13 protein-coding genes and 1 pseudogene are annotated in these 13,435 nt (G+C 62.0%); 6 read left to right on the top strand and 8 right to left on the bottom strand.

The window, feature by feature from the left end:
* The first annotated feature begins 86 nt into the window (after positions 1–86).
* From IB264_RS10290 to IB264_RS10300, 3 genes are all read left to right on the top strand, one after another.
* Complete coding sequence (locus IB264_RS10290) at positions 87–746, top strand: thermonuclease family protein (protein ID WP_081788859.1); 660 nt, start codon at positions 87–89, stop codon at positions 744–746.
* On the top strand, positions 739–1,374 hold the full coding sequence (locus tag IB264_RS10295; protein ID WP_057208708.1) for a uracil-DNA glycosylase family protein: 636 nt from the start codon (positions 739–741) through the stop codon (positions 1,372–1,374). Before IB264_RS10290 ends, IB264_RS10295 begins: the two co-directional genes overlap by 8 nt.
* Positions 1,375–1,438: 64 nt before the next feature.
* On the top strand, positions 1,439–1,927 hold the full coding sequence (locus IB264_RS10300) for an Lrp/AsnC family transcriptional regulator (RefSeq protein ID WP_025427268.1): 489 nt from the start codon (positions 1,439–1,441) through the stop codon (positions 1,925–1,927).
* Positions 1,928–1,958: 31 nt separating this feature from the next.
* Here IB264_RS10300 and IB264_RS10305 read toward each other — a convergent pair.
* The 4 genes and pseudogenes from IB264_RS10305 to IB264_RS10320 all read right to left on the bottom strand — a co-directional run bounded on the left by IB264_RS10305 (position 1,959) and on the right by IB264_RS10320 (position 5,732).
* Positions 1,959–2,950, bottom strand: a pseudogene (locus IB264_RS10305) (carbon-nitrogen hydrolase family protein).
* 254 nt (positions 2,951–3,204) lie between these two features.
* Positions 3,205–3,927: a DNA alkylation repair protein gene (locus tag IB264_RS10310; protein WP_025427266.1), complete on the bottom strand. Its 723-nt coding sequence runs from the start codon at positions 3,925–3,927 to the stop codon at positions 3,205–3,207.
* The gene (locus tag IB264_RS10315) at positions 3,924–4,793 is read right to left on the bottom strand and encodes an NAD(P)-dependent oxidoreductase (RefSeq protein ID WP_025427265.1); all 870 of its coding nucleotides are present in this window, start codon (positions 4,791–4,793) and stop codon (positions 3,924–3,926) included. Before IB264_RS10315 ends, IB264_RS10310 begins: the two co-directional genes overlap by 4 nt.
* 111 nt (positions 4,794–4,904) lie before the next feature.
* On the bottom strand, positions 4,905–5,732 hold the full coding sequence (locus tag IB264_RS10320) for a methyltransferase (RefSeq protein ID WP_025427264.1): 828 nt from the start codon (positions 5,730–5,732) through the stop codon (positions 4,905–4,907).
* Between the two features lie 182 nt (positions 5,733–5,914).
* Between IB264_RS10320 and IB264_RS10325 the strand changes: the two genes are divergently transcribed.
* Complete coding sequence (locus tag IB264_RS10325) at positions 5,915–6,640, top strand: DUF2270 domain-containing protein (protein ID WP_025427263.1); 726 nt, start codon at positions 5,915–5,917, stop codon at positions 6,638–6,640.
* 153 nt (positions 6,641–6,793) lie between these two features.
* Here the strand turns inward: IB264_RS10325 and IB264_RS10330 are convergent, their stop codons facing one another.
* The 4 genes from IB264_RS10330 to IB264_RS10345 all read right to left on the bottom strand — a co-directional run bounded on the left by IB264_RS10330 (position 6,794) and on the right by IB264_RS10345 (position 9,819).
* Positions 6,794–7,060: an usg protein gene (locus tag IB264_RS10330; RefSeq protein ID WP_025427262.1), complete on the bottom strand. Its 267-nt coding sequence runs from the start codon at positions 7,058–7,060 to the stop codon at positions 6,794–6,796.
* 176 nt (positions 7,061–7,236) lie between these two features.
* A complete protein-coding gene (locus IB264_RS10335) occupies positions 7,237–8,067 on the bottom strand; it encodes an ABC transporter permease (protein WP_025427261.1) in 831 nt (276 codons plus the stop codon).
* Complete coding sequence (locus IB264_RS10340; RefSeq protein ID WP_025427260.1) at positions 8,064–8,867, bottom strand: ABC transporter permease; 804 nt, start codon at positions 8,865–8,867, stop codon at positions 8,064–8,066. Before IB264_RS10340 ends, IB264_RS10335 begins: the two co-directional genes overlap by 4 nt.
* A gap of 169 nt (positions 8,868–9,036) precedes the next feature.
* On the bottom strand, positions 9,037–9,819 hold the full coding sequence (locus IB264_RS10345; protein ID WP_057208703.1) for an ABC transporter substrate-binding protein: 783 nt from the start codon (positions 9,817–9,819) through the stop codon (positions 9,037–9,039).
* A 415-nt stretch (positions 9,820–10,234) separates the two neighbouring features.
* On the opposite strand from IB264_RS10345, the gene IB264_RS10350 reads away from it, so the two are divergent.
* The gene (locus IB264_RS10350; RefSeq protein WP_025427258.1) at positions 10,235–12,583 is read left to right on the top strand and encodes an OmpA family protein; all 2,349 of its coding nucleotides are present in this window, start codon (positions 10,235–10,237) and stop codon (positions 12,581–12,583) included.
* 100 nt (positions 12,584–12,683) lie between these two features.
* Positions 12,684–13,427, top strand: a complete 744-nt coding sequence (locus IB264_RS10355) for a polysaccharide deacetylase family protein (protein ID WP_025427257.1) — start codon at positions 12,684–12,686, stop codon at positions 13,425–13,427.
* Positions 13,428–13,435: the final 8 nt, after the last annotated feature.

The following is a 13,435-nucleotide window of genomic DNA, read 5'->3' on the forward strand; positions in this document are numbered from 1 at the left end:
TCAGGTGAAGGATTCGACAACCATTGTGGCGCGATCGTGTTTGGCGATCGCCTTGAGACACCGAAAAACAAGGGGATGCGGACAAGTTGAGATCGGGCAGATCGAGATATCGGTTCACGGGCGGAGGCGGAAAGGGCGCGCCTGCCGGGCACATCGGGACCATCGGCGGTTGGGTCATTTTCCTGCTGCTCTGCGCCGGCGCCTATGTCGCCTCGCAACTGCCGCCGCCAGAGCGGACCGTGACAGGAGAACTCTCGGGGTTTGCGACCGCGAGCGATGGCGACAGCCTGCGCCTTGACGGCCGGCGCATACGCCTAGAAGGCATCGATGCGCCCGAGATCGGCCAGACCTGCAGACGCGATGGAGCGGAGTGGGACTGTGGGGCGGATGCCCGCAAGCGGTTGAAGGCAATGGTCTCGGGCGGCACGACGCTGTGTCGCCTGCATGGACGCGACAAATATGGCCGCGATCTCGGCACCTGCGAGACCAATGGGCGAGACGTCGGGCGCCAGATGGTGGCGACCGGCTATGCCGTGAGCTACGGCCGCTATCAGAAGGAGGAGGCAACGGCCGAAAGGCAGAGGGTCGGGCTTTGGGCCGGCGAGTTCACCCGGCCGCAGGCCTGGCGCCGCAGCAACCGCCATGCGGAAGAGGCGCCGCATGTGGTTGACGGTTGGCTTGAGGCGATCCGGCTTTGGCTGTTCGACCACCTATCGGCGCTGTTTGCGAGGATCGGCGATGGGTGAGGAACGGGATGATCTCGCAGCACTTCGCGCCGCTATCGCCGCCTGCCGTATCTGTCGCGACCAGCCGGCGCGCGGGGCGGAAGACCGGCTGCCGCACGAGCCGCGACCGGTTGCGGTCATTTCCAGCTCCGCGCGGGTGCTGATCGCGGGTCAAGCACCGGGCCTGCGGGTGCATGAAAGCGGATTGCCCTTCAACGACGCCTCCGGCGACCGGCTGCGGCAATGGCTCGCTGTCGATCGCGAGACGTTTTACGACAGGGACAAGCTGGCGATCGTGCCTATGGGGTTCTGTTTCCCCGGCTACGATGCCCATGGCAGCGATCTGCCGCCGCGGCGGGAATGCGCGCCTTATTGGCGCACGAGCGTGATGGCGGCGATGCCGCAGGTGGAGCTGGTGCTGGCCATCGGTCACTATGCGCAGCGCTGGCATATCGGGCCGGACTGTCCGAAATCAATGACCGCGACCGTCGTCGGCTGGCGTCGTTACGCCATGCGCAACGCCATGCCTGCGATCCTGCCATTGCCGCATCCGAGCTGGCGCAATACCGGCTGGCTGAAGCGCAATCCGTGGTTCGAAGCGGAGGTTTTGCCGTTCCTGCGCGAGCGCGTCGGTCTGTTGATTGTCTGAAAAAATATTCTTTATCTTTGTCGATTTCACGCTATAGAAAGAAAAATAATTCGAGAGGGACATCATGGATCGTCTAGACCGCAAAATCCTGCGCCTGTTGCAGGAGGATTCCACGCTGGCTGTTGCTGACCTCGCCAAGAAGGTGGGCCTGTCGACCACACCTTGCTGGCGGCGCATCCAGAAGATGGAAGAGGACGGCGTCATCCGCCGCCGTGTGGCGCTGCTCGATCCGGTGAAGATCAACACCAAGGTTACGGTGTTCGTGTCGATCCGCACCAACACGCATTCGATCGAATGGCTCCGGCGCTTCTCGGAAGTGGTCGGCGAATTCCCCGAAGTCGTCGAGTTCTACCGCATGAGCGGCGACGTCGACTACCTGCTGCGGGTTGTCGTTCCCGATATCGCCGCCTATGACGCCTTCTACAAGCGGCTGATCGCCAAGATCGAGATCCGTGACGTCTCCTCAGCTTTCGCGATGGAGCAGATCAAGTACACGACCGAGCTTCCGCTCGACTACATGATGATCGATCAGGCGAAATCCAGCGAGGATTGAGGCTTGGTAAACGGGCGGCGGAGAACGCCGCTTAGAATGTGTTGCGGCCGTCGCTCCTTGGATCACTGTGGATCTGATGCGGCATGTAAAGATCGGCCCGGCCGTTCGTCTCCATAGCCGTGCAGGATGCTCCGGATTGGGATTGATATCCGCGATAGCGATTGCGGGGGTGCCGTCTGACGAAGATTGCGCGGCCCATTGAGCGTCGGGCGCGGCTATTCCCGAGGGAACGACTACACTTTGGCGCGCATGGGCGGAATAGCTGACCCAAAATGCGTTGCTCGCGGCATGGCCCAGCACCTCAGCCGCGAAAGCCGGCGCAGCGGAAGGGACTTCGCCTGTCGTTGAGAAGAGGACGCAATCGACGTCCAGCCCTTCATATTCTCGGAAGATTTCGGGATAATGCGTTTCCATACCCAGTGCGCATCCGAAGCGGACGCCATCAACCTCAAATGTCACCGGGATTTTCCCTGGCGCGTACATGAACGAGATCTTCGTGTTCGACAGCATGCGCTCGTCGTAGCGCGTCACCAGTTCTCCGTGATCGGAAACGACATAAAGGCTGTTATGCGGGCAATGTGGTGGCGTGAGTTGATGGACCGAGCCAAATACCGTCCACAGCTTGAGTTCTCTCGCTAGCTGGCTGGTTACGCTTAGCTCCTCACGCAAAACCGTCCATTCGAACCTGCTCCAATCGGATGGGCCGATCTCTCTGGGACCGGTTTCAGACATGATGCGCTTGTTGGGCGCGCACGTTGCTCCCTCGGGGAAATGTATTAGGCGCGCGCCGGTCTCGCGTGCTTCCCGCATGAGGCGTCGCATTTCCATTCCGCTGGCACGAAGGCCTGGAATGTCGTGGGGGTCGTCGAAGAGCGACGTTTGCGCGACAGCCAAACGCACCGATTTGGCGCCGGGATGATCAGGGGATGTTTGCCGAACGTGTCTGAGAGCTGATGTATAGGACTCGCCCGTTTTGGCTGCGCGAGCACGGACGCGGCGCTTGAGATTTCCATTTTTTGTCATTGTCGGGCCTTTCACGTCGCGGACGTCAGTTCCCCAGCAACCACGTCCGAAACGATCGGACCAAGACAATAGCCCGAGACAGAAGTCCCTTTGCCTCCGTTTAAGACCATGCTGAGGAAGGCCTTGGGAGGTTAGGCGAAGGTCACGCCAAGGGAAGGATGGCGTTGCCGTTTTGATTCGTCAAGCTCTTGAGAAGACCCGGATCGTTCGGTTTGCGCCCGACAAAGCAGCCGTCTTGTGTTGGGCGATCCGATCTAGGATTGAGCGCGATCCGTGCTGGCGCCGACGACACCGAGCCTCGCCAATACCTTGTCGCTGCTCAGTTCACGCAGGGCGTCCTTGCCGATCCACCTTGCTGTGCGATCGGTGCTGCCTGCGAGTTTTTGGGCAAGTGCCAGTGCAGGACCATGACAGGCGGCGTTGCGCTTGCCGATCTGGCGCAGCGCCCAGTTGACCGCCTTCTTGACGAAGTTGCGTTCATCTTTGGCGTGGCGCTCGATCAGCGGCAGCCAGGCAAGAAGGCTTGCATCCGGCTCCTTCTTCAGATGCACCGCGGCGGTCGCGATCATCGCGAATGCGATGCGGCGAACGAATTCTCGGGTGTCCGCCGCGAACTCCGGGATCAGGACCTGTTCGAAGCGCGCAGCCACGAAGACGTCGGCGATGGTGTCGACGACCTCCCAGGAATTGCAATCATCGGCCCAGAGCCTTGCATCATCGAGCGTCAACGTCTTCGGGTCGGCGGTGAAGGCGGCGAGAATACGTGCCTCGCGGATGCCGGACTGCCATAGTTCGAGCGCGCGGGCATGGTTGACCTTCACCAGCCGCGTGATCCGGTGGAGCTCGACATTCGAGAGCCCAAGCGCCGTCTCGGTGACGATGCCGAACCGTGCCATGCCGGCGAGGTTCTCCTGCGAACGCAGCGTCCGCAAGTGCTCGATGATGTCGCCGGCGCCCGAGGTCGGCGAAAGGCTCATTTTTCCAGCCGAGCGAGCAGCGAAGACGTATCCCAGCGGTTTCCGCCCATGGCCTGCACGTCGCCATAAAACTGGTCGACGAGGGCGGTCACCGGCAGCTTGGCGCCGTTGCGGCGCGCTTCCGTCAGCACGATGTCGAGATCCTTGCGCATCCAGTCGACGGCAAAGCCGAAATCATATTTGCCGGCATTCATCGTCTTGTGGCGGTTTTCCATCTGCCAGGAGCCTGCAGCGCCCTTGGAGATGACGTCGATGACTTTCTCGATGTCGAGACCGGCCTTCTTGCCGAAGTGAATGCCTTCGGCGAGGCCCTGGACGAGACCGGCAATGCAGATCTGGTTGATCATCTTGGTGATCTGGCCGGCGCCGGCCGGTCCCATCAAGCCGACCATGCGGGCAAAGGCGTCGATCACCGGCTTGGCGCGCTCGAAGGCAGGCTCGTCACCGCCGCACATCACCGTCAGCGCGCCGTTCTCGGCGCCGGCCTGACCGCCGGACACGGGCGCATCGACGAAATGGGCGCCACGGGCCTGGGCCGCCTCGTAAAGTTCACGGGCGACTTCGGCCGAGGCCGTGGTGTTATCAATGAAGATGGCGTCAGCCGCCAGCGTTTCGAAGGCGCCGTCCTTGCCTGTGGTGACCGAGCGCAGGTCGTCGTCGTTGCCGACGCAGGCGAAGACGAAATCGGCGCCATCGGCCGCTTCCGCCGGCGTCTTGACTGCACGTCCGCCGAACTCGGCGGCCCACTTCTCGGCCTTGGCGAAGGTGCGGTTATAGACCGTCAGTTCGTGTCCGCCACGTACCCTAAGGTGGCCGGCCATGGGGTAACCCATCACGCCGAGACCGATGAATGCGACCTTTGCCATTTCCAAAACACTCCCGATTGCTCTGGGTGAGGTTTAGCCGATGGCGCGGGTGCGCGAAAGGGGCGAGGGAACAGGCGGACGCCTGTTCCCTCGCAAGCTTTTGTTTTCTGCTTAAGGTTTGAAGCGGGCGATCACGAGGTGGCCGGCGATCGGCTCGCCTTCTTCCATGCGTACGGTGATGTCGCCGACTTCGATCACTTCGAAACCGGTCGCCGTCAGGCGTTCGCGCAGATAGGTCTCGGCATGGGCAAAGCGCTGGTGCGCGCCGACCATGAAGGGGCGACCGGCGAAGATCTCGGCCGGCAACGTTTCGCTCGAAAAGATGAACAGGCCGCCGGGTACGAGATTGTCGACGGCGCCGAAGAACAATGCCTCGAGCGCGCCCATATAGGGCAGAACGTCGGTTGCGACGATCAGGTCGAAGGGTTCGTCGTCGTTGTCGTCGAGAAAGTCCACCGCTTCGGCGACGTAGAGGGTGTCGTAGAGCTCCTTCTCGTGGGCGATCTCAACCATGTTTTCGGAGAGGTCGATGCCGGTGATGTCTTCGGCCATGTCGCGCAGGGCGCCGCCGGTCAGGCCCGTGCCACAGCCAAGGTCGAGCACGCGGTTGAAAGGACCGAGTTCGAGCGCCTGCAGGCGCTGGCGCACGAGCAGCGGCACCCAGTAGCCAAGCTGCTCGACAAGCACGTTGTCGAACACGTCGGCATGCTGATCGAAGAGCGTCGCGACATAGGCGTCCGGCGCCTTCACCGGTGTTTCGCCGCGCCCCATCGAGGCGAGCCGCACGGATGCGCCGCCGTGATCCTCGGGATCGAGCGCCAGCACTTCGGCATAGGCATCGGCGGCGGCATCGAAGTTGCCGGATTTTTCCAGGGTGAGGGCGCGGTTGTAGGCTTCCGCCAGCGCTTCCTCGTCGATTTTCGTGGTGTTCTGGGTCATGCGCGCTTCTTACGTCCGAAGGCCGCTTTTGGCAATGCGCCGCAAGATGCAGCCCGCCGAGATCCTTGGGTCTCCGGGGCGCCGAAAATGCAAAAAACGACGGCCGGCGGCGAGCACGGGATTTATCCGGAGGGGGAAAGGGTTCATGATCGCAACAACAAGAAAAGACGGAGGAAATGCCGATGGCTGCCGAACTCAGTCCGCTGCTTGTGGGCACGGAAATCAAGGAGCCGAAGGGCCCGCCACTGCCCCAGACCTCGCAGGAGCAGATCAATGCCGTCGTGCATTATTATCGCGGCGAATTGGGGCGGATGGCCGGCTGGCGGGATCGCATCGACCGCACGTCCAACTGGGCGATTACCGTGGTCGCCGCCCTGCTGTCGGTATCGTTGTCGACGCCCAACTCCCATCACGGCGTGCTGCTGTTCGCGATGCTGCTGATCACGTTACTGCTTCTGATCGAGGCTCGCCGCTATCGCTTCTTCGACGTCTACCGCGCCCGCGTGCGCCAGCTCGAGCGCGGGTATTTCGCGCAGATCCTGGCGCCGGACGGCACTGCCAACCTTAACTGGGCCGCGTCGATTGCCAAGAGCCTGCGCAAACCGGCGTTCCTGATGAGCTACCGCGAGGCGCTGTGCCGCCGGCTGCAGCGCAACTACTGCTGGATGTACCTGATCCTGCTGCTCGCCTGGGCCCTCAAGATCTCGTCGCCGAAACTGTCGACCAATGGCGAGCCCTTCGGGCACGTGCGCTCCTGGATCGATGTCACGGAGAATGCAGCGCTAGGCCCTTTGCCCGGCTGGCCCGTCATCATGGTGGTGGTGCTGTTCTACGCAGTGGTGCTTTACGGCTCGCTGCACAAGGAACCGGGCGAGGGCGAGCTTGCCCATGGCGAGGTCCATGTCTGACGCGGCATAGGCGCCAAGGATTGTTGCATTTGTGGCCGACGGCGGTGCGTCGTTCTCTACAGCACCGCGCGTCAAGTGTGACGGGCCGGGCGCGCAGCAACCTGGCTGCATGATTTTGCGCTCAATAGAAACCTGATGCAGCGGAGGGCGGGTTCAGTGCAGGATGAACTCGCCGTTGAGTGCCCGCCATTCGGTGGCCGAGATCAGCTTGCGGTGGACGTAGCGTACCGAATGCAACGGGCCATCCAGCTTTTCCTGCCAGAACTTCAGGAAGCTGCGCATCTCCGGGAAATCCGGGGCGATGTCGTAGTGCTGCCAGATGTAGGTCTGCAGGAATGTCGGATGATCCGGCATGCGGTAGAGGATCTGGGCCGTGGTCACGCCGTAGCCCTTCAGCTGCAGTTCCATTTCGTTCGTCATATGAACCTCACTTCTCGCAAAGGTTGGTCTTTATGATGAAACGCTTGATTTATTAATCAAGTTCTAATATTTGCTTCAATATGAAATTTTAGGCGTAATAACAATAGCTTGGCAGCACTCCATGCAGAGTGCTGCCACGCTATTTCATTTCAACTCGGTCTTGGCGAGATAACGCTTTAGCGCTTCAGATGCCGGGTCAGGCGGTTTTCGAGCCAGGCCCAGATATTGCGCAGCACTTCCACCATCAGGAGATAGAGGATCGCCGCCCAGACATACATCTGGTAGTCGAAGGTGCGCGAAAAGGCGCGGCGCGTTTCACCCATCAGGTCGAACACGGTGACGATCGCGACGATGGCCGAACCCTTGATCATCAGGATGATCTCGTTGCCGTAGGGGCGCAGCGCCACGATCATCGCCTGCGGCAGGATGATCTTGTAGAAAGCGATGCGCTCCGGCAGCCCGAGGGCGGCTGCACCTTCGCGCTGACCGCGCGGCACGCTCTCGATCGAGCCGCGCAGGATTTCCGCCTGGTAGGCGGCGGTGTTCAGCGTGAAGGTAAAGAGGGCGCAGTTCCAGGCCTCGCGGAAGAACCACCAGAGGCCGACGGATTCGAGCTGCGGGCGGAAACTGCCGAGGCCGTAGTAGATCAGGAAGAGCTGGGCGATCAGCGGCGTGCCGCGGAAGAAGTAGACGTAGCCATAGGCAAGCCAAGACCAGATCTTGTTCTTCGACATGCGGCCGAGCGCGACCGGCAGCGACAGGAGGGCGCCGAGCACCACCGAGCAGGCGACCAGCATCAAGGTGACGCCAAGACCCGACAGGAAGCTCGGACCGTATTTGGCGAATTTCGCCGGATCCCAGCCGTTGACGACAGTCAGGAAGACGCCGACGCCGAGGGCGAGCCAGATGCCGAGCGTTACGCTGCCGACGAAGCGCGCCAGGGTGTAAGGCTTGGGCGGCGCCGGTGGCGGCGCTTGCGGCGGGATCATCGTTTCGACGAAGCTCATCGACCCATCTCCGCGCGTTTGGTCCAGCGTTCAAGGTTCGAGAATATGATCGACGAAACCATGGCCAGCACCAAGAAGAGAATGCAGGCCATGCCGAAGAACTCGAAGGCCTGCTTGGTGACGCGGGCGGCAATGCCGGTCTGGCGCAGGATGTCGGGCAGACCGACGACCGAGACCAGAGCCGTATCCTTGAGCAGCGCCATCCAGAGATTGCCGAGGCCCGGCAAGGCGATGCGCACGAGCTGCGGCAGGATGATCAGCCGCATGGTGCGGCCGCGATGGAGCCCGAGTGCCGCACCCGCCTCGTACTGGCCATGCGGGATCGCCTTGAAGGCCGACAGCAGAACCTCGGAGCAATAGGCCGAGAAGACCACGCCAAGCGCGATCATGCCGGCAAAGAAGGCGTTGATCTCGACCGGCCCTTCGTAGCCGAACGATGCCAGAAGCTGCTGCACCAGAATCTGCAGGCCGTAGTAGACGATGAACAGCGTCAACAGTTCCGGCAGACCGCGGAAGATGGTGGTGTAGATGTTCGATGCCAGGCGGACCGTGCGCTCTTCTGACTGTTTGCCGAGTGCAACGAAGAAGCCGATCAGAAGGCCGACCGGCAAGGTCGCGATGGCAAGGCTTGCGGTGACAACGAAGCCGTAGGCGATCTCGTCGCCCCAGCCGGCGTCGCCGCAGGCAAGGAGCGTACCGGGTGCCAGCCAGCGAAAGACGCCGACAGGGCCGCACAATGGATCCACGATGGAGCCGATCCAGGCTAGGATCGAGTAGAAGCCGGTAAACAACCCGCTCATGTCAGAGAATTCCCCTTTGCGCTGTTCTTATGGATATGGATCGCGCTTATGTTTTAGTTTCTTGTCAAACAAAAACGGCGGAAGGGCAAGCCATCCGCCGTTGCATTTTTTTCATCAACCAACGTTTTTCCGGCATGATTCACTAGGAAAACAGGCCGGAAGCCGTCGATCAGCTGCCATAAACGTCGAACGGGAAGTACTTTTCGTTGATTTCCTTGTACTTGCCGTTGGCGCGGATGGCTTCGATCGCCTTGTTGAACTTCTCGCGCAGCGCGTCATCGCCCTTGCGCACCGCGATGCCGGCGCCTTCGCCGTTGATGACAGGATCAACCGGCAGCGTGCCGAGCAGCTTGCAGCATGCGCCGTCAGCCGACTTCAGCCACTCGGAAAGAACGACGACGTCGTCGATCACCGCGTCGATGCGGCCGTTGACGATGTCGAGCTTGTACTCTTCAGCGGTCGGATAGAGCTTGATGTCCGCTTCCTTCATATGCGCTTCGGCATAGTTGGAGTGGGTGGTCGAGCCCTGAGCACCAAGCGACTTGCCGGCAAGTGCTGCCTCGGTTGCTTCGGTGATCGGCGAATCCTTCGGCACCACGATCGCCGGCGGCGTGTTGTAGTACTTGTTGGTGAAGTCGACCTTTTCCTTGCGCTCGGCAGTGATCGACATGGAGGCGATGATTGCATCGAACTTCTTGGCGATTAGTGCCGGAATGATGCCGTCCCAGTCCTGCGTCACGAACGTGCATTCGACCTTCATCTCGACGCAGAGGGCCTTGGCGATGTCGACGTCGAAGCCGGTCAGCGTGCCGTCTGATTCGAGATTGTTGAAGGGCGGGTAGGCGCCTTCCGTGCCGATAACGACCTTTTCGCCATCTGCCATGGCAGAGCCAGCCATGAGCACGAAAACGGCAGCCGATGCGGCGGCTGCCAGCCGTCTGGAAATACGCATGATAGTCCTCTCTGTTGGCCGACATCCGGTTTCTTGTTCTTCACGGATGCCTATCTTGACCGGGGCGCTTGCCACCGGTTGAGGCGATATTCGTACTGTTTTCCCGCAAAAATCAACTGGAAAGCGACAACGCTCGCCGGGAAAAGAATTTCGACCGGAGATTGCACTGGCGATGATCCAAGCGAACATGAACGGTGCGTTCAGGGGCGGTTAATCTTGCTTTGGTTAGCCCTATTACGGGAACCGATCTGAGGTGCGGGCGTTGGGTTGGCGGCTCGTTTGGCCGGCAACACAAAAAAGCCGGAAGCTTGGATCAAGGCCCTTGAGAATTCACGCCTACCCCCTGTTGCCGAACTGGCTGTCCGGTGGGTAACAGTGGCAGGTAAGGGACCTCCCAGGACGAGGAAGGAAGACTATGTCGATTCGATCCAGACTATTCGCAACCGTGGCGCTACCGGTGCTCTCGGTGTCGCTTGCGGTGCAACCAGCCCTTGCCGACAGCCTGATGAAGCCGTTCGAAGTGGCGCAGGAAGGAAGCGGGCAGCCATCGGAAGAAGAGCTTCTGCTGCAGCAGCGCCAGGCGGAAGAGCAGCAGCGCGCAGCGGAAGAACAACAGCGGGCCGCTGAGGAGCAGCAGCGTGCGGCGGAAGCCGAAGCGCAGCGCCAGCAACAGGAACAGCAGGCCGCCGAACAGCAGAAGGCCGCCGAAGAGGAGGCTGCCCGCCAGGCGGCCGAGCAGCAGCGCGCTGCCGAGGAAGAGGCCGCACGCCAGGCCGCCGAGCAGGAGAAGGCTGCCGAAGCGCAGCGAGCTGCGGAAGAGGAAGCCGCGCGGAAACAGCAGGAACAGCAAGCGGCTGAGCAGCAGAAGGCGGCTGAAGAAGAAGCCGCACGCCAGGCCGCCGAGCAGGAAAAGGCTGCCGAAGCCCAGAAGGCTGCCGAAGAGGAGGCGGCCCGTCAGGCGGCAGAACAACAGAAGGCCGCCGAACAGCAGAAGGCGGCCGAAGACGAAGCTGCGCGCCAGGCTGCCGAACAGGAAAAGGCCGCCGAAGCCCAGAAGGCCGCCGACGAGCAGAAGGCTGCCGAAGGCGAAGCCCAGCAGAAGGCCGCGGACGAGCAGAAGGCTGCGGACGAAGCCGCCCGCCAGGCGGCCGAGCAGCAGAAGGCCGCCGAGGAAGAAGCCAAGCGCCAGGCCGATGAAGCCAAGAAGGCCCAGCAGGGCGAGTGCGTCGTGCCGGAAGGCCAGGATGCATCCACCGCTTGCCCGCCGGCTGGTGGCGAAGCGACGACCGGTCAGCCGCCGGCGACCGAAGGCCAGAACGCCGGTGAACAGCCGCCTGCAACCGACGGGCAGAATGCCGGCGAAGCCGTAGCACCCGCCGTCGAGCCTCAAACCGAGCCGCAGACAGGCGAGGGACAGCCGGCTCCGGGCACCGAGCAGCCGGCGACGGCTGAGCAGCAGCCTCAGGTCCAGCCAGTACCGGAGGTGGTCGACACCCGCACCGAGGAAGAAAAGCAGAAGATCGCCGAAGATCCCGCGGCGTCAGACGAAACTGTCGTTCTGCCGGTTGAAAACGGCGCTGCCGTTCTCGACAGCGACAAGGACGCCGACAATGCCGGCGGCAACAAGTCGCGCGAAGACCGACAGAAGCAGCGCGAAGAACTGCGTGCGCAGGAAGAAGCCGCTCCGGCGCCGACCGATGACGCCTCTTCGCAGGCGCAGATACCGGCAGAGATTCAGGCTGACTTGCCTCAGAAGATCGAAGCGAACCTGAACGAGAAGGGCACGCGCGTCGAGGAAGTGCCGGTATTCGCCGTTCCCGAGACGACCAACATCGTCAACAACACCATTGTCAACAACACGGTGATCAACAACAACACGACCGTCAACAACGTGACGAACAACGTCACCAATGTGGAGGTGGTGCAGGAGATTGACAACCGCGTCATCCTCGGCGTTGGCGACCAGATCTTCGTTCGCGGCGACGATCGTCCACGCCTTCGCCGCGATGCGGAAGAGACCTTCTACGACGAGCTGCCGCGTGGCCGCACCCGCGAAACCATCGTTCGTCCCGGCGGCTACCGGATCGTCACGGTCTACAACCGCTATGGCGACATCCTGCAGCGCTCGCGTGTCGACCGTGATGGCAACGAGTACCTGATGATCTACGCGCCTGAGCGCGACGAAGGTCCGCGTCCGGCGATCATCGACGTCGGCTACGAGCTGCCGCCGATGCGCCTGCGCATCCCGGTTCGCGAATACATCGCCGATGTTTCCGAAGATCCGGACCGTGACTACTACGACTTCCTGGCCGAACCGCCGGTGGAGCGCGTAGAGCGCGTCTATACGATCGACGAAGTGCGGCACTCCGCGCGTCTGCGCGACAAGGTTCGCCGCATCGACCTCGACACCATCACCTTCCCGACGGGCAGTGCCGAAGTGTCGATGTCGCAGGCAAAGACCATGCGCAGCGTTGCCGCCGCCATGGAGAAGGTGCTGGCCAAGGATCCGGGTGAAACCTTCTTCATCGAAGGTCATACCGACGCTGTCGGCTCCGACCGCTCGAACCTGGTGCTTTCCGACCAGCGCGCCGAATCGGTCGCCTCGCTTCTGACCGAGGTCTACGGCATTCCTGCCGAAAACCTGGTGACGCAGGGCTATGGCGAGCGCTTCCTCAAGGTTCGCACCGAGGTCGCCGAGCAGCAGAACCGCCGCGTTACCATTCGCCGCGTGACGCCGCTGGTTCGCCCGGTCGCCCAGCGCTGATCAAAGCGCGGGCACAGTCGCCCGCGCAAATCTTCGGAAACCCGCCCGTCACAGGGCGGGTTTCTGCCGTTTCCATTCTTCTTCTTCATTCCGGATTGCCATGAAAACCGCTGCTCTTCTCATTGCCTCCCTTGCCCTGTTTGCCCAGTCCGCCACTGCGGCGCCGGCACTCGTCGAACCGGACCTGCGGCTTCCGAGCAATCCTTTGGGCAGGGACCAACCTCCGCGCGTGGCGTTGACGCTTGACGCCTGCAGCGGCGCAACCGACATGCGCATCCTCGGAACCCTGATCGAGAACCGCATTCCGGCGACGATCTTTGTGACGGCGCGCTGGTTGAAGCGCAACGGGCTGGTGGTCGAGATGATGAAGGCGCACCCGGACCTGTTCGAGATCGAGGATCATGGCGCCATGCATGTGCCGCCGATCGACATCAAGGTCTCTGTCTATGGGTTGGCTGCGGCAGGCTCGAGCGCTGCCGTTGCGGCCGAGGTCGACGGTGGCGCGGCCGCAATCAAGGCGCATGGCCTTGCCGCACCACGCTGGTTCCGCGGCGCGACGGCGAAATACACCCACACCTCGATGAGCCAGATCCGCGAAATGGGCTACCGCATCGCCGGCTATTCCGTAAATGGCGACGGCGGGTCGCTGCTCGGGGCGGCCATGGCAGAGAAGCGCATCCGCAACGCCCGGGACGGCGACGTCATCATCGCCCATATCAACCAGCCGACGCACGCCGCCGGCGCCGGCGTCGCTCGCGGTATTCTCGACTTAAAGGCAAAGGGCTACAGCTTCGTCCGCCTCAACGATATTCCCGATGAAATGACAGTCGGCGCCACCAACTGACTCTGTTC

This window comes from Ensifer sp. ENS11 (genome assembly GCF_014851895.1).
GTDB classification, from domain to species: Bacteria; Pseudomonadota; Alphaproteobacteria; order Rhizobiales; family Rhizobiaceae; genus Ensifer; species Ensifer canadensis.

Bases quoted from the DNA above. Each gene is read 5' to 3' on its own strand.
- IB264_RS10310 (WP_025427266.1), bottom strand. From the start codon at position 3,927: ATGAGCCTTTCGCCGACCTCGGGCGCCGGCGACATCATCGAGCACTTG.
- IB264_RS10315 (WP_025427265.1), bottom strand. From the start codon at position 4,793: ATGGCAAAGGTCGCATTCATCGGTCTCGGCGTGATGGGTTACCCCATG.
- IB264_RS10300 (WP_025427268.1), top strand. From the start codon at position 1,439: ATGGATCGTCTAGACCGCAAAATCCTGCGCCTGTTGCAGGAGGATTCC.
- IB264_RS10335 (WP_025427261.1), bottom strand. From the start codon at position 8,067: ATGAGCTTCGTCGAAACGATGATCCCGCCGCAAGCGCCGCCACCGGCG.
- IB264_RS10330 (WP_025427262.1), bottom strand. From the start codon at position 7,060: ATGACGAACGAAATGGAACTGCAGCTGAAGGGCTACGGCGTGACCACG.
- IB264_RS10345 (WP_057208703.1), bottom strand. From the start codon at position 9,819: ATGCGTATTTCCAGACGGCTGGCAGCCGCCGCATCGGCTGCCGTTTTC.
- IB264_RS10340 (WP_025427260.1), bottom strand. From the start codon at position 8,867: ATGAGCGGGTTGTTTACCGGCTTCTACTCGATCCTAGCCTGGATCGGC.
- IB264_RS10325 (WP_025427263.1), top strand. From the start codon at position 5,915: ATGGCTGCCGAACTCAGTCCGCTGCTTGTGGGCACGGAAATCAAGGAG.
- IB264_RS10355 (WP_025427257.1), top strand. From the start codon at position 12,684: ATGAAAACCGCTGCTCTTCTCATTGCCTCCCTTGCCCTGTTTGCCCAG.
- IB264_RS10350 (WP_025427258.1), top strand. From the start codon at position 10,235: ATGTCGATTCGATCCAGACTATTCGCAACCGTGGCGCTACCGGTGCTC.
- IB264_RS10320 (WP_025427264.1), bottom strand. From the start codon at position 5,732: ATGACCCAGAACACCACGAAAATCGACGAGGAAGCGCTGGCGGAAGCC.
- IB264_RS10295 (WP_057208708.1), top strand. From the start codon at position 739: ATGGGTGAGGAACGGGATGATCTCGCAGCACTTCGCGCCGCTATCGCC.